This is a genomic window from Nocardiopsis coralliicola, from assembly GCF_054779695.1.
In genome coordinates this window covers 35411-49927 of record NZ_BAAGXT010000023.1, presented here as the reverse complement: position 1 = coordinate 49927, position 14517 = coordinate 35411, and the positions used below count along the sequence as shown (strand labels likewise).

General features: G+C 75.4%; 14 protein-coding genes. 13 read left to right on the top strand and 1 reads right to left on the bottom strand.

Features of this window, described 5'->3' with window-relative positions:
• Nucleotides 1-3: 3 nt before the first annotated feature.
• The 12 genes from ACYVGT_RS16830 to ACYVGT_RS16775 all read left to right on the top strand — a co-directional run bounded on the left by ACYVGT_RS16830 (nucleotide 4) and on the right by ACYVGT_RS16775 (nucleotide 12011).
• Complete coding sequence (locus ACYVGT_RS16830; RefSeq protein WP_460859318.1) at nucleotides 4-1164, top strand: glycosyltransferase family 4 protein; 1161 nt, start codon at nucleotides 4-6, stop codon at nucleotides 1162-1164.
• 3 nt (nucleotides 1165-1167) lie between these two features.
• Complete coding sequence (locus ACYVGT_RS16825; protein WP_460859316.1) at nucleotides 1168-1794, top strand: hypothetical protein; 627 nt, start codon at nucleotides 1168-1170, stop codon at nucleotides 1792-1794.
• 123 nt (nucleotides 1795-1917) lie between these two features.
• Complete coding sequence (pdxS, locus tag ACYVGT_RS16820; RefSeq protein WP_460859314.1) at nucleotides 1918-2838, top strand: pyridoxal 5'-phosphate synthase lyase subunit PdxS; 921 nt, start codon at nucleotides 1918-1920, stop codon at nucleotides 2836-2838.
• Nucleotides 2832-3458 (top strand): pyridoxal 5'-phosphate synthase glutaminase subunit PdxT, encoded by a 627-nt coding sequence (gene pdxT / locus ACYVGT_RS16815; RefSeq protein ID WP_460859311.1) that lies wholly within the window; start codon nucleotides 2832-2834, stop codon nucleotides 3456-3458. Before pdxS ends, pdxT begins: the two co-directional genes overlap by 7 nt.
• On the top strand, nucleotides 3455-4204 hold the full coding sequence (locus tag ACYVGT_RS16810; RefSeq protein ID WP_460859307.1) for a YebC/PmpR family DNA-binding transcriptional regulator: 750 nt from the start codon (nucleotides 3455-3457) through the stop codon (nucleotides 4202-4204). Before pdxT ends, ACYVGT_RS16810 begins: the two co-directional genes overlap by 4 nt.
• Nucleotides 4205-5041: 837 nt before the next feature.
• Nucleotides 5042-5680, top strand: a complete 639-nt coding sequence (gene ruvC / locus ACYVGT_RS16805) for a crossover junction endodeoxyribonuclease RuvC (protein ID WP_460859305.1) — start codon at nucleotides 5042-5044, stop codon at nucleotides 5678-5680.
• Nucleotides 5677-6297 (top strand): Holliday junction branch migration protein RuvA, encoded by a 621-nt coding sequence (ruvA, locus tag ACYVGT_RS16800; RefSeq protein WP_460859302.1) that lies wholly within the window; start codon nucleotides 5677-5679, stop codon nucleotides 6295-6297. The genes ruvC and ruvA overlap by 4 nt, the downstream gene beginning before the upstream one ends.
• Nucleotides 6298-6328: 31 nt before the next feature.
• The gene (gene ruvB / locus ACYVGT_RS16795) at nucleotides 6329-7351 is read left to right on the top strand and encodes a Holliday junction branch migration DNA helicase RuvB (RefSeq protein WP_460859301.1); all 1023 of its coding nucleotides are present in this window, start codon (nucleotides 6329-6331) and stop codon (nucleotides 7349-7351) included.
• A gap of 197 nt (nucleotides 7352-7548) precedes the next feature.
• Nucleotides 7549-7932 carry a preprotein translocase subunit YajC gene (yajC, locus tag ACYVGT_RS16790; protein WP_460859299.1) on the top strand — a complete coding sequence of 128 codons (384 nt, stop codon included), beginning with the start codon at nucleotides 7549-7551 and terminating at the stop codon, nucleotides 7930-7932.
• A 274-nt stretch (nucleotides 7933-8206) separates the two neighbouring features.
• Nucleotides 8207-8770 (top strand): adenine phosphoribosyltransferase, encoded by a 564-nt coding sequence (locus ACYVGT_RS16785; protein WP_460859296.1) that lies wholly within the window; start codon nucleotides 8207-8209, stop codon nucleotides 8768-8770.
• A 518-nt stretch (nucleotides 8771-9288) separates the two neighbouring features.
• Nucleotides 9289-11469, top strand: coding sequence for a RelA/SpoT family protein (locus tag ACYVGT_RS16780; protein WP_460859294.1), 2181 nt, complete (start codon nucleotides 9289-9291; stop codon nucleotides 11467-11469).
• 176 nt (nucleotides 11470-11645) lie between these two features.
• Nucleotides 11646-12011: a cupin domain-containing protein gene (locus ACYVGT_RS16775; RefSeq protein WP_460859292.1), complete on the top strand. Its 366-nt coding sequence runs from the start codon at nucleotides 11646-11648 to the stop codon at nucleotides 12009-12011.
• 124 nt (nucleotides 12012-12135) lie between these two features.
• Here the strand turns inward: ACYVGT_RS16775 and ACYVGT_RS16770 are convergent, their stop codons facing one another.
• Nucleotides 12136-13368 carry a DUF349 domain-containing protein gene (locus ACYVGT_RS16770; RefSeq protein WP_460859290.1) on the bottom strand — a complete coding sequence of 411 codons (1233 nt, stop codon included), beginning with the start codon at nucleotides 13366-13368 and terminating at the stop codon, nucleotides 12136-12138.
• 383 nt (nucleotides 13369-13751) lie between these two features.
• On the opposite strand from ACYVGT_RS16770, the gene ACYVGT_RS16765 reads away from it, so the two are divergent.
• Nucleotides 13752-14453, top strand: coding sequence for an MBL fold metallo-hydrolase (locus ACYVGT_RS16765; RefSeq protein ID WP_460859287.1), 702 nt, complete (start codon nucleotides 13752-13754; stop codon nucleotides 14451-14453).
• Nucleotides 14454-14517 lie beyond the last annotated feature (64 nt).

Below are 14517 nucleotides of genomic sequence, written 5' to 3'. Positions count from 1 at the left end.
CCGATGCGGGTGGGGATCGTGTGCCCCTACACCTGGGAGGTGCCGGGCGGGGTCCAGCAGCACGTCGCCGACCTCGCGCGGGCGCTGCGCTCGCTCGGCCACGAGGTGAGCGTCCTCGCGCCGTGCGATACCGCCGCCGCGGCGGCCGGCGGCACCGAGCTGCCCGACTTCCTGGTGCCGGCCGGCCGCGCCGTCCCGGTGCCCTACAACGGCTCGGTGGCGCGGCTCTGCTTCGGCGTCCGCGCCGCCGCGCGGGTCCGCCGCTGGATCCGCGACGGCGCCTTCGACGTCCTGCACGTACACGAGCCCGCAGCGCCGAGCCTGTCCCTGCTGACCTGCTGGGTGGCCGACGGTCCGCTGGTCGCCACCTTCCACACCGCCAACCCGCGCTCGCGGGCGATGGCCGCCTCCGCCGCCGCGCTGCGCACCGCGCTGGAGAAGATCAACGGCCGCATCGCCGTCTCCGAAGCGGCCCGCCGCACCCTCGTCGAGCACCTCGGCGGCGATGCGGTACTCATCCCCAACGGGGTGGCCGCCGACCGGTTCGCCCGAGCCCGGCCGCTTCCCGGCTGGCCCGGCAGCGGCGGCGCGCTCGGCTTCCTCGGCCGCCTCGACGAGCCGCGCAAGGGCCTGCCGGTGCTGCTCGACGCGTTCGCTGAACTCGCCCCCGGGCGGCCCGGCCTGCGGCTGCTGCTCGCCGGGCCGGGGGACGCCGACGCCGCCCGCGCACGGCTGCCGGAGCCGCTGCGCGAGCGCACAGTGGCGCTCGGCCGCGTCTCCGACGCCGACCGGGAGCGCGCCTACCGGTCCGTGGACGTGTTCTGCGCGCCCAACCTCGGCGGCGAGAGCTTCGGCATGGTGCTGACCGAGGCCATGGCCGCCGGCGCTCCGGTGCTCGCCAGCGACATTCCGGCCTTCCGCAGCGTGCTGGACGGCGGCCGGGCCGGCGCGCTGTTCCCGGCCGGCGACCCGGCGGCGCTGGCCGCCGGCGCCGCAGCCCTGCTGGACGCGCCCGAGCGGCGCCGCGCGCTGTCGGCCGCCGCAGCGGCCGCCGTACGCGCCTACGACTGGAGTGCTGTCGCGGCCGACGTGGCGCGGGTCTACGCGGCCGTGCTCCCGCCGGGGGCCCGCACCCCCGTCGGCGTCGGCAGTGAAGCGGGCTGAGCCGTGGCCGACTGGCTCTCCGCCCTGATCACCGGAGTCGCGCTCGCACTGCTCTGCTCGTTCTACGCCTCCTGGCGGGCCACCCGGCTGGACCGGCTGCACACCAGAGTGGAGACCGCGCGGGCCGCGCTGGAGGCGGCGCTCAACCGGCGCGCCGCCGTGGTGCTGGAGCTCTCCGCCGACCGCGCGCTGGAACCCGCCTCGGCGGTGCTGCTCGCCGACGCCGCCGGCGCCGCCTACCGGGCCGGGGAGGACCGGGAACTCGCCGAAAGCCGGCTGTCGGCGGCACTGCGCACGGTGCTGGAGCACGCCGGAGCGCAGCTCCCGGCTGCGGTGCACGCGGAGGTGTCCGCCGCCGCCAAGGACGTGCTGATCGCGCGCAGCTTCTACAACGACGCCGCCGCCCAGACCCGCCAGGCCCGCGCCGCCCGGCTCGTCCGCCTGCTCCGGCTGGTCGGCCGCGCACCGCTGCCCGCCTTCTTCGAGATGGACGACGAACCGCCCGCCGTCCGCGGCGCTCAGGCGGCCGCCGCGCAACCGGATCCCGGGGAGCCCGGTGCGGAGCCGCCGGGGGCGCCCCCGCGGGAGCCCCCGCAGCAGCGCGGTGCCGGGGAGGAACCGGGGGAGTAGCCCATCCGCGGCGCCGGCGGAGCGCGCGGCCGGTGCGGACTGCCCCCGGGCCGCCCCGGGCCCGGTTGCGGGCCCGCACTAGAGTGGGGAGGGTTCCCCACGACTGCGCAGGAGCCGTGAACCATGCCCGAATCCGGTACCGCCCCCGCAGCCGGCGCCTCCCCGGCGACCGGCACCACCCGCGTCAAGCGCGGGATGGCCGAGCAGCTCAAGAACGGCGTCATCATGGACGTCGTCACCCCGGACCAGGCCCGCATCGCCGAAGACGCCGGCGCCGTGGCCGTGATGGCCCTGGAGCGGGTGCCCGCCGACATCCGCCGGGACGGCGGCGTCGCGCGGATGTCCGACCCCGAACTGATCGACGGCATCATCTCCGCCGTCTCCATCCCGGTGATGGCCAAGGCCCGCATCGGGCACTTCGTCGAGGCCCAGGTCCTGGAGTCGCTCGGGGTGGACTTCGTCGACGAGTCGGAGGTCCTCAGCCCCGCCGACGAGGCCCACCACATCGACAAGTGGGCCTTCACCGTGCCGTTCGTCTGCGGCGCCACCACCCTCGGCGAGGCCCTCCGCCGCACCGCCGAGGGCGCGGCCATGATCCGCTCCAAGGGGGAGGCCGGCACCGGCGACGTCGTGGAGGCCACCCAGCACCTGCGCGCCATCCGCGGCGGGATCCGCCGCCTCGGCACCCTGGACGAGGCCGAGCTGTTCGCCGCCGCCAAGGAGCTCCGGGCGCCCTACGACGTGGTCCGCGAAGCCGCGCGGACCGGTGCGCTGCCGGTCCCGCTGTTCTCCGCCGGCGGCGTCGCCACCCCGGCCGACGCGGCCCTGATGCGCCAGCTCGGCGCGGAGAGCGTCTTCGTCGGCTCGGGGATCTTCGCCTCCGGCGACCCGGCGCGCCGCGCCGACGCCATCGTGCAGGCCACCCTGCACTACAGCGACCCCGCGGTGATCGCGCGCGTCTCCCGCGGCCTGGGCCCGGCCATGGTCGGCATCGGCCTGGATGAACTCGGCGCCGAGCAGCGCTTCGCCGGGCGCGGGTGGTAGCCGCCGCTCCGCGCATCGGGGTGCTCGCCCTGCAGGGCGACACGGAGGAGCACCTGCGCAGTCTCGCGGCCAGCGGCGCCGCGGGGCTGCGCGTCACCCGCCCGGAGCAGCTCGGCGGGTTGGACGGCATCGTCCTGCCCGGCGGCGAGTCCACCGCGATGATGAAGCTGGCCGATCGGTACGGCCTGGCCGGGCCGCTCCGCGCGCGCCTGCGCGGCGGGCTCCCCGCCTTCGGCACCTGCGCCGGCATGATCCTGCTCGCCGACCGCATCGAGGGCGGCGCCGCCGACCAGCGCACCCTCGGCGGCCTGGACGTGACCGTGCGCCGCAACGCGTTCGGCCGCCAGGTCCACTCGTTCGAGGCCGCGGTCGCGATGCGCGGCGTCCCCGGCGGCCCGGTGGAGGCGGTCTTCATCCGCGCTCCGGAGGTGGCGTCCCCCGGCGCGGGGGTGGAGGTGCTCGGCAGGACCGGTTCCAGCGTCCGCGGCGGGGAGGGCGCGGCCGGTAGGATCGTGGCGGTACGACAAGGGAGCCTGCTGGCCACCTCATTCCACCCCGAGCTCACCGGGGATGCGCGTATCCACCGACTCTTCGTCGACATCGTGAAAGGAACGGCATGAGCGGCCACTCCAAGTGGGCCACCACCAAGCACAAGAAAGCCGTCATCGACGCCAAGCGCGGCAAGCTCTTTGCCAAGCTGATCAAGAACGTCGAGGTGGCGGCGCGGACCGGCGGCGGCGACCCGGAGGGCAACCCCACGCTCTACGACGCCATCCAGAAGGCGAAGAAGAACTCGGTCCCGCTGGACAACATCGAGCGCGCCCGCAAGCGCGGCTCCGGTGAAGAGGCCGGCGGCGCCGAGTGGCAGACCATCATGTACGAGGGCTACGCCCCCGGCGGAGTCGCCCTGCTGGTCGAGTGCCTCACCGACAACCGCAACCGCGCCGCCTCCGAGGTGCGCGTCGCGGTCACCCGCAACGGCGGCAACATGGCCGACGCCGGCTCGGTGTCCTACTTGTTCAACCGCAAGGGCGTGGTGCTGGTGTCGAAGGAGGGCACCACCGAGGACGACGTCACCCTCGCCGTGCTCGAAGCCGGCGCCGAGGACGTCAACGACCTGGGCGAGTCCTGGGAGGTCGTGAGCGAGGCGACCGACCTGGTGGCCGTGCGCACCGCGCTGCAGGAGGCCGGGATCGACTACGAGTCGGCCGAATCCTCCTGGCTGCCCAGCATGGAGATCCCCCTCGGCGAGGAGGACGCCAAGAAGGTGCTCCGCGTCGTCGACGTCCTGGAGGACTCCGACGACGTGCAGAACGTCTACACCAACGCCGACATCTCCGACGAGGTCATGGAGAAGATCGGCTAGCGGCGGTATGCCGTCCGGGGCAGGGCCCCGCAGCGAAGGGCGTCGAAGGCCGGTCCGACCGGCCTTGACGCCCTTCGCTTTGGCACCGGTCTGCGCCCGGCCCGCGGCCGCCGCGCCCGAGGGCTGCTGCAGCCCGCCCGGAGGGTGCGAAGCCCAGCGCGCGGGCAGGCGCGGGCCGCTCGTCCCCTCCGCGGGGGACCGCGCCTCCGTGTGCCGGACCGCCGCGCACCCGCCGCGGCCCCGGAGGTCGCCGCCGGGCCCGAGGGCGCGCCACTGCCCGATCAGCCGGTTCCCGCGGCACGGGCGGCCGGTGCGGACGCTCCGGCGGCGGGCGGAACCAGGCACGGGGGAGGGGAGCGGTAGCGCGGCACCGGCCCCCGGGGAGGGGAGGCGGTGCTCGGCGCCCGGTTGCCCTCCCCCCGGTTCTCCGGCGCCCCCGCCGGCCTGGACCTCCGCCCGCTCGCCGCGGTGCGCCCCGCGCCCGGCGCCGGCGTCCTCTGCCAGGCCGTCCCGACCGGCCTCTCCGCGCTGACCGGAACCGGCACCGCGGCCGGCGCGGCGGAGCGGTCGCCGTTCCCCGGCCTCCGCCGGCGCATCGCTGCGCCGGCCGGCGCAGCCGCCCGCACGGCCGGGATCGCGATCGAGGGCTCGGCACCGTCTTCCGCATCGGGGCGGGCATCTCCGCACCGCGCCGCCCCGGCGGTACCCGGCACCCGCTCCCGGTGCACCCGCCCGCGGGGCGGCAGGCGGATCCGGCGCGGTGCGGAGGCAGCCGGCAGCCGGCCCCCGTAGTAGGCTGCGAACGGGCGTTCGAGAGGGGCAGCGAAGGGGGCGGACGTGCGCGTTGTGGGCATCGACCCGGGGCTGACCCGGTGCGGCGTCGGTGCCGTCGAGGGCGCGCCCGGGCGGCCGCCGCGGCTGCTCGGCGCCGGCGTCGTCCGCACCGATCCCGGGCTGGACCCGGCGCACCGCCTCGTCGCCGTCGAGCGCGGCATCGAGGAGTGGCTGGACGAGCACCGCCCCGACGCGGTCGCCGTCGAACGCGTCTTCGCCCAGCACAACCTCAGCACCGTCATGGGCACCGCCCAGGCCAGCGGTGTGGCCCTCGTCTGCGCCGCGCGCCGCGGACTGCCCGTCGCCACGCACACCCCCAGTGAGGCCAAGGCGGCCGTCACCGGGAGCGGCCGCGCCGACAAGCAGCAGGTGGGCGCCATGGTCGCCCGCATCCTCCAACTGGCCGGGCCGCCGCGGCCGGCTGACGCCGCCGATGCCGTCGCGCTCGCGATCTGCCACCTGTGGCGCGGCGGGGTGTCCGGCACCTCCGGCGGTGCTCCGGCCGCCGCGGGCACAGCGGCCCGCGCAGCGTCGGTGCAGGCGGTCCAGGCCGCGCAGCAGGCCACACAGCAGGAGTTCGCCCGCAAAGTGGAGCTGGCCCGCGCCGCGGCGCGCGGGCGCGGAAAGGAAGACCGCAGGTGATCGCGTTCCTCACCGGAAGGGTGGCCGAGCGGGGCCTCGGCAGCGCCGTCCTCGACGTCGGCGGTGTCGGCATGGCCGTGCAGTGCACGCCGTCCACGCTCGGCCGGCTGCGGGTCGGCGAAACCGCCACCGTCGCCACCGCGCTGGTGGTGCGCGAAGAATCGCTCACCCTCTTCGGCTTCGCCGACTCCGATGAGCGGGACGTCTTCGAGCGCCTCCAGTCCGCCTCCGGCGTCGGCCCGCGCCTCGCACTCGCCATGCTGGCCGTGCACAGCCCGGACACGCTGCGCGCCGCCGTCGCCGCCGAGGACACCGCGGCGCTCACCGCCGTGCCCGGCATCGGCCGCAAGGGCGCCCAGCGCATCGTGCTGGAACTGCGCGACAAGCTCGGCCCCGCCGCCGGCGCTCCGGCCGCCGGCGCCCCCGCTGCCGGCGCCGAGGAGTCCGCGGCCGCCCCCGCGCACTGGCGCCCCCAGGTCGTGGCCGGCTTGACCGGCCTGGGGTGGACCGCGCGCGACGCCGAAGCCGCCGCCGACGCCGTCGCGCCCGGCCCCGGCGAGGAGCCCGACGTCGCCGCCCTGCTGCGGTCCGCCCTGCGCACACTGAGCCGGGTCTGAACCGCCGGAGAGCACCGGAGGAGCCTTCCCCATGGACGACTACGACCGCGGTGTCGCCTCGCCCGCCGCCGCCGACGACGAGCGCGCCCTCGAAGGCGCGCTCCGCCCGCGCACCCTGGACGACTTCGTCGGCCAGGACCGGGTCCGCGAACAGCTCTCCCTGGTGCTGCGCGGCGCGCAGCACCGCGGCCGGGCGCCCGACCACGTCCTGATGTCCGGCGGGCCCGGCCTGGGCAAGACCACCCTCGCGATGATCATCGCCGCCGAGCTCGGCGCGCCGCTGCGGATCAGCTCCGGCCCCGCGATCGAGCGCTCCGGCGACCTCGCCGCGGTGCTGTCCACCCTGCAGGAGGGCGAAGTCCTCTTCCTGGACGAGATCCACCGGATGGCGCGCCCCGCCGAGGAGATGCTCTACGTCGCCATGGAGGACTTCCGGGTGGACGTGATGGTCGGCAAGGGGCCGGGCGCCACCGCCATCCCGCTCGACATCGCGCCGTTCACCCTGGTCGGCGCGACCACGCGGGCCGGCATGCTGCCGTCCCCGCTGCGCGACCGGTTCGGCTTCACCGCGCACATGGACTACTACCTGCCGGCCGACCTGGAGCACATCGTGCGCCGCTCTGCAGCGCTGCTGGACGTCGCGCTGGAGGGCGACGCCGCCGCGGAGATCGCCGGCCGCTCCCGCGGTACGCCGCGCATCGCCAACCGGCTGCTCCGGCGGGTGCGCGACTACGCCCAGGTGCGCGGGCACGGCCGGCTCGACCTGGACGCGGCCCGCGCCGCCCTGGAGCTGTACGAGGTCGACGCGCGCGGACTCGACCGGCTCGACCGGGCCGTGCTCGACGCGCTGCTGCGCCGGTTCCGCGGCGGGCCGGTCGGCCTGTCCACGCTCGCCGTCTCGGTCGGCGAGGAGCCGGAGACGGTGGAGACCGTCGCCGAGCCCTTCCTGGTCAGGGAGGGATTTGTCGCACGGACTCCGCGCGGCCGCGTCGCCACCCCGCAGGCGTGGGAGCACCTGGGCCTCGCCGCGCCGGAGCAGGCGCCGTTCGGCTGAGCCGGGCGGCGCGGCCGGGGGCGTGCCCGGCCGCGGACCGCCCCGGTGCGCTGCGCCGCGGACGCCGCCCGCCGATCACGCCCTAGGCTGGGCGCGAGAGCGCACGGCTCCGGCGCGCCGGGAACACGGGGGCGGGTCCGTTCGTTCTTTGTCGGCGTGGAGTTCGTCCACGGGAAACACCAGGAAAGGACGCCCCCGTGCAGGGCCAGACCACCATTCTCGCGCAGGAAGCCGCAGCGGGCGGCAGCATGATGCAGTCAGTGCTCATGATTGCGCTGCTCGTCCTCGTCTTCTGGCTGCTCATCATCCGGCCGCAGCAGCGGCGCCGCAAGCAGCAGATGGAGATGCAGAACCGTCTCCACCCCGGCCAGGAGGTGCTCACCCAGGCCGGCTTCTACGGCACGATCGTGGAGGTGCGCGACGCTGAGGTCGAGCTCGAAGTATCGCCCGGCACGCGGATCCGCATCCTGAAGGCCGGCATCGCCGACGCCGTCCAGGAGCCCGGTGCCGCCGACGACACCCCGGTCGAGGACCGCCCCGACTTCCCGGGCCGCGACTCCGGAGACGGCGACAACAAGTAGCCCGCCCCAGCGCGCCCCGTCCGCTTCCGCGGCGGGCGTCCGCCGGCCTCCGCCGGCACTGCCACTACTCTGGCCTGGGCCGGCCGCCGCGGCAGCCGGCCCAGGCCGCGCTGTGCGGGGCCGGCCGCCCTGCTGCCGCGCACCGCTCCGGCCTTTCGGCGACGCCGCCCCGGCTCCGCCGGCCCGACATCCGGTCCCCGGCCGGTGCGACCGACGCCGCCATCCGGCGCCCGCCGCCCCGCCGGCCGCCCGACGCGAAAGAGAACCCCGCACCATGCCCGCCGACCCCTCCACCGATGCCGCCTCCACCGCCGAGGCAGCCGCCGCGGCCATCGCCGCCGGCATCCGCGACATCCCCGACTTTCCCGAGCAGGGCGTGGTGTTCAAGGACATCACCCCGCTGCTCGCCGACGCCGGGGGCCTGCGCGCCGTCGTCGACGCCATGGCGGAGCCCTACCGCGGCGCCGGCGTCGACGCCGTGGTCGGGCTGGAGGCGCGCGGCTTCATCCTCGCCGCACCGGTCGCGCTCGCACTGGGCGCGGGCTTCGTCCCGGTACGCAAAGCCGGGAAACTGCCCGCGCAGGCGCTCGCCGAGTCCTATGATCTCGAGTACGGCTCCGCGACCGTCGAAATGCATGCCGACGCCGTCGCGCCGGGGGCCCGCGTGCTCGTCGTCGACGATGTCCTCGCCACCGGGGGCACCGGACGGGCCGCGGTGGACCTGGTCCGCAGGGCGGGTGGTACGGTCGTGGGATTCTCGGTCCTCATGGAGCTCGGCTTCCTGAACGGCCGTGACCGTCTGACCGACGTGGACGTCACCGCGCTCACCGCCGCCTGACGCGGCGGGCCGGCTGCCGCCGGGCGCGGCAGCGGCCCCGCTGCCGTCCGGCATCCGGGCGGGCGCGGCGCCGACCGGCCGGACCGGTCGTGTATCGCAGCTGGTCACCGACGCCGGCCGGGCCTCGGCCCCGGTCGGGCATAGACCGGCGGCACCGTCGCGTTGCACCAGGTGAGCCGTTCGTCCACGGCAGCCGCGGGAGGGATGCCATGCCACCGGAGCCGACACCGACGAGTGCGGCCGCGTCGCCCGGTATGGCGCCGGCCGCGGATCCGCGGGCAGCGCCGCAGCCGGCCGAGCAGGCCGGAGCGTCCCAGCAGCCCGCGCACCCCGGCCACTCCGCGGAGCCCGCGCAGCAGGCGCAGTCCGCGCCGGCGGATCCGGCGCCGGACGCGCCCGCTCCGGAGCCGCCGTCCGGAAGCACCGCGGTACCGGCGGCAGCCGCCGAGCCCGCACCGTCCTCCAGCGTCCGCGTCCGCCGCAGACTCGCCCGTCTCGGCGCCCAGCGGGGGGTGACCATGAACCCGGTCCTCGAGCCACTCGTGAAGACCGTCCGCGCGACCCATCCCAAGGTCGACGTGCGGCTGATCGAGCGCGCCTACGACGTTGCGGCCTATTACCACCGCGACCAGAAGCGCAAGAGCGGGGACCCCTACATCACCCACCCGCTCGCGGTGGCCACCATCCTCGCCGAGCTCGGCATGCAGGAGCCCACCATCGCGGCGGCGCTGCTGCACGACACGGTGGAGGACACCCCCTACGCGCTGGACACGCTGCGCGCCGACTTCGGCGACGAGATCGCCGAGCTCGTCGACGGCGTCACCAAGCTGGACAAGGTCAAGTACGGCGAGGCCACCCAGGCCGAGACGGTCCGCAAGATGGTCGTGGCGATGTCCCGCGACATCAAGGTGCTGGTCATCAAGTTGTGCGACCGCCTGCACAACATGCGGACGCTGCGCTACCTGCCGCAGGCCAAGCGGGAGAAGAAGGCCCGGGAGACGCTGGAGATCTTCGCCCCGCTCGCCCACCGGCTGGGCATGAACACCATCAAGTGGGAGCTGGAGGACCTCGCGTTCGCCACGCTCTACCCGAAGCGGTTCGACGAGATCGCCCGCCTGGTCGCCGAGCGCGCACCGCGCCGCGACCTCTACCTGCAGGACGTGATCGAGGCCGTCTCCGCCGACCTGCGCGAGGCGCGCATCAAGGCGACCGTGCGCGGCCGGCCCAAGCACTACTACTCGATCTACCAGAAGATGATCGCCCGCAACTGCGGCTTCGACGAGATCTACGACCTCGTCGCGGTGCGGGTCCTGGTGGACAGCGTCCGCGACTGCTACGCCGCACTCGGCACCATCCACGCGCGGTGGAACCCGGTCCCCGGCCGGTTCAAGGACTACATCGCGATGCCGAAGTTCAACATGTACCAGTCGCTGCACACCACGGTCATCGGCCCGTCCGGCAACCCGGTCGAGCTGCAGATCCGCACCCGTGCGATGCACCGCCGCGCCGAATACGGCATCGCCGCGCACTGGAAGTACAAGGAAGACCGGGTCTCCGGCAAGGAGAGCGGCAAAGCCAAGGGCACCGGCGACATGGCCTGGCTGCGCCAGCTCATCGACTGGCAGCAGGAGACCAAGGACCCCGGCGAGTTCCTGGAGTCGCTGCGCTTCGACCTGTCGGTGCAGGAGGTGTTCGTCTTCACCCCGCAGGGCGACGTCATCTCGCTGCCGCAGGGCGCCACCGCCGTCGACTTCGCCTACGCGGTGCACACCGAGGTCGGGCACCGCACCGTCGGCGCGCGCGTCAACGGCCGCCTCGTCTCGCTCGACAGCGAACTGCACAACGGCGAGACGATCGAGATCCTCACCTCCAAGGCGAGCGACGCGGGGCCCAGCCGCGACTGGCTCTCCTTCGTGAAGAGCGCGCGGGCCCGCAACAAGATCCGCCAGTGGTTCACCAAGGAGCGCCGCGAGGCAGCCGCCGAGCAGGGCAAGGACGCCATCGCCCGGGTCATGCGCAAGCAGGAGCTGCCCATCAAGCGGCTGTTCAGCGGCGAGGCGCTGCTCGCGCTCGCCCGGGACCTGCGCTACTCCGACGTCGACGCGCTCTACGCCGCCGTCGGCGAGAACCAGGTGAGCGCGCAGAGCGTGGTGCAGAAGCTGGTGGACTCGCTCGGCGGTATCGAGAGCGCCGAGGAGGACATCGCTGAATCGTCGCTGCCCACGCAGGCGCCGCCGCGCCGGCAGCGCTCCGGCGGCGGCTCCGGTGTGGCGGTCGAGGGCGATCCGGACGTCTGGGTGCGGCTGTCCCGCTGCTGTACCCCGGTGCCCGGCGACCCCATCGTCGGCTTCGTGACCCGCGGCAACGGGGTGTCGGTGCACCGCAAGGACTGCGTGAACACCCGCGCGCTCGATCCGGAGCGGATGGTCGACGTCGAGTGGCGGCAGGGCGACGGGGCCATGTTCCTCGTCGCGCTGCAGGTGGAGGCGCTGGACCGGTCCCGGCTGCTGTCCGACATCACCCGGGTCCTCTCCGACCAGCACGTCAACATCCTCTCGGCCACGGTGCAGACCAGCCGGGACCGCGTGGCGCTGAGCCGGTTCACCTTCGAGATGGCCGACCCCACCCACCTGGGCCACGTGCTCAAGGCGGTGCGCGGCGTCGACGGCGTCTACGACGTCTACCGCCTGAAGAACTGACCTCCGGCACCAGCGGAGGCAGGAGCCCTGCAGCGCCCGTGCGGCGCGGCCCGTCCGCGGCCGGACGCGCCTGCGGTTCCCGGCCGGCGGGCAGCGGCGGTCCCGGACGAGGACGAGGGGTGCGTGCGGCGCGTCAGGAGCGCCGGATCGGGGCGCTGCTGTGCCAGACTGCCGGCATGATGAAGCTCTCCCTGGATGCGCTGGCCCGCCGCCACCTGGCCGAGGCGGCTTCGGCGCCGGCCGGGCGCAGCGCCGAGACGGTGTACGGCGGGCACGAGCGCACCCTGCGCCAGACCCTCATCGCACTCACCGCGGGCAACGCCCTGGCCGACCACCCCAATCCGGGCGAGGCCACCCTCACCGTGCTGCGCGGCCGCGTCGTCCTGCGGTCGAAGGCCGGATCGGCCGGCTCGGACGAGTCGGCGAAGGGCGCCGACTCCTGGGAGGGGCGCGCGGGCGACCTCCTGATCATCCCGGAAGCGGTGCACGCGCTCGAAGCGGTGGAGGACTCCGTCGTCCTGCTCACCGTCGCCAAGACCTAGCGCCGAAGGGCCGAGCGCTCGCGGGCACGACCGCCGCCGCGCCACCGCCCCGCAGCGCACAGCGGGGCCGGCGGGCGCACCGCCCGCCGGCCCCGGAGGGACTGCCCCGCAGCCCGCGTTCCGCTCAGCTCATCTCGGACAGCGCGCGCTCGGCCTCCTGCAACCAGGAGCGGCGCGTCGCGATGGTCTCCTCGAGGTCGCCGGCCTTGCGCTCGTCACCCGCGGTCCGGGCCTTGGCCAGCTTCGCCTCCAGGTCCTCCAGGGACCCGCGGAGCTGGTCGACGGTGGCCTGCGCCCGGGCCCGCGCCTCGGGATTGGTGCGCTGCCACTCGCTGTCCTCGGCGCGCCGCACCCCCTCCTCGACCTTGCGGAACGCGCCCTCCAGGCGGTCCCGCTCGTCGCGGGGGAGCGGTCCGGCCTCGTCCCACGCCTCCTGGAAGTCGCGCAGCCGGGCGCGCGCCTCGCGCGGGTCGCGGACCCCCTCCAGCGCGCTGCGGGCCTCGGTGAGGATCTTCTCCTTCACCTCGGCGTTGGAGCGCAGCTGCTCGTCGCGCTCGGCGAACACCGCGTTGCGGGCCTGGAAGAACGTGTCCTGCGCGGCCTTGAAGCGGGCCCAGAGCTTGTCCTCGCTGGTGCGGTCGGCCCGTCCGGCCGCCTTCCACCGCTGCATCAGCTCGCGGTAGCGGCCCGAGGTGGGGCCCCAGTCGGTGGAGCCGGAGAGCGACTCGGCCTCGGCGACCAGGACCTCCTTGGCCGCCCGCACCTCGTCGCGCTGGGCGTCCAGCCCGGCGAAGTACGCCTTGCGCCGCTTGGAGAAGGCGTTGCGCGCGGTCGACATGCGCTTCCACAGGGCCTGCTCGGTGGGGCGGTCGGCGCGCGGCGCGGCCTTCCACTCGTCCATCAGCTGGCTCATCCGCTCGGCGCCGGACTTCCAGTGCGTGGTCTCCTCGGCGACCCGCTCGGCCTCGGCGACGATCCGCTCCTTCACGTCGCGGGCCTGGGTGCGGGTCTCCTCGGCGGCGCGCTTCTGCTCGACCTTGCGCTCCTCGGCCCGGCCGGTCAGCCGGTCGAGGCGGGCGGTGAGCGCGTCCAGGTCGCCGACGGCGTTGGCGTCCTGCACGGCGGCGCGCAGCTTGTCGACGCTGGACAGCGCGGCTGCCGCGGACAGGTCGGTGGTGCGCAGCCGCCGCTCCAGCAGCTCGACCTCGGTCACCAGGGCGTCGTACTTGCGCCGGAAGAAGGCGAGGGCCTCCGCGGGGTCGCCTGCCTGCCACGACCCGACGACGCGCTCGCCCTCGCTCGTGCGCACGTAGACCGTGCCGTCGTCGTCTACGCGGCCCCAGGGGTCGGTGGTCACCGTGTCCTCCAGCTGTGATGAGCCCGGCCGTGCCGCCGGGTCCGGTGTCGTCCGGGGCAGCGCGCCGCGCGGCTGTGCCGCCGGGGGCCGTCCCCCGGCCGCCGCCCTGACTGAGCACGATATCCGGACACTGTTCCGGATACCGACGCCGACCAATATGGCACCGACCGGGCCCGCCGCAAAGGGAGCGGACCCACCCGGTGACCGAATGGTGATGCGGCATGGCAACGAGGTCGCGGCCGGTAGGCTCGGGGGAGTCCGCAGGACGCGCCGGGACGCCGCGCAGCAGGGCCGCTGCCCGCCGGGCGCCCCGGGCACCGCGCATCGTGCGCGCCGCCCCGTCCAGCCGCCTGCCAGCGCAGAATTGCGAGGTCGCCCCCGCCGTGCTCATCGCCGCCTTTCCCGCCGGACCGCTCGCCGCGAACTGCTACGTGGCCGCCGCCGAGGCCGGCGGCCCCTGCGTGGTCGTCGATCCGGGGATGGACGCCCGCGGCGGGCTGGCGGAGCTGCTGGCCGAGCACCGGCTCACCCCGGCCGCGGTGCTGCTCACCCACGGGCACTTCGACCACGTCTGGTCGGCTGCCGATGTGGCCGCCGAGCACGGCGTCCCGGTCTGCGTGCACCCGGCCGACCGGCACCTGCTGACCGACCCGGCGGCCGGACTCGACGCGGCCTTCACCGAGCAGCTCCGCGGCGTGCTGGGCGGTTTCGGCCCGCTGGCCGAGCCGCCCACCGTGCACGAGGTGAGGGGTGCGCAGGACGGTCCGCTGCCCTACGCCGGCCTCGGCATCACCGCTGAGCACACGCCGGGGCACACCCCCGGCTCGGTCGTCTACCGGCTGCCCGGCGGCGCCGGTCCCGATTCCGGCGCGGACGCGCTGTTCACCGGAGACCTGCTGTTCGCCGGCTCGATCGGCCGCACCGACCTGCCCGGCGGCGACCACGCGCAGATCCTGGAGAGCCTGCGCGCCACGGCCGGCCCGGACGCCGCCGACGCCTCCGTGCTCCCGGGCCACGGCCCCGCGACCTCGATCGCCCGGGAGCGGAGCGGCAACCCGTTCCTGGCCGGATTCGACGTGCGCTGAGCTGCCGGTCCCGCCATCATGGGGAGCCGGGCCGGCCGCCACCGCCCCCGGCCCCTGTCCGCAC

Bases quoted from the DNA above. Each gene is read 5' to 3' on its own strand.
- ACYVGT_RS16810 (WP_460859307.1), top strand. From the start codon at position 3,455: ATGAGCGGCCACTCCAAGTGGGCCACCACCAAGCACAAGAAAGCCGTC.
- ACYVGT_RS16785 (WP_460859296.1), top strand. From the start codon at position 8,207: ATGCCCGCCGACCCCTCCACCGATGCCGCCTCCACCGCCGAGGCAGCC.
- ACYVGT_RS16775 (WP_460859292.1), top strand. From the start codon at position 11,646: ATGATGAAGCTCTCCCTGGATGCGCTGGCCCGCCGCCACCTGGCCGAG.
- ACYVGT_RS16780 (WP_460859294.1), top strand. From the start codon at position 9,289: ATGAACCCGGTCCTCGAGCCACTCGTGAAGACCGTCCGCGCGACCCAT.
- pdxS (WP_460859314.1), top strand. From the start codon at position 1,918: ATGCCCGAATCCGGTACCGCCCCCGCAGCCGGCGCCTCCCCGGCGACC.
- ruvB (WP_460859301.1), top strand. From the start codon at position 6,329: ATGGACGACTACGACCGCGGTGTCGCCTCGCCCGCCGCCGCCGACGAC.
- ACYVGT_RS16830 (WP_460859318.1), top strand. From the start codon at position 4: ATGCGGGTGGGGATCGTGTGCCCCTACACCTGGGAGGTGCCGGGCGGG.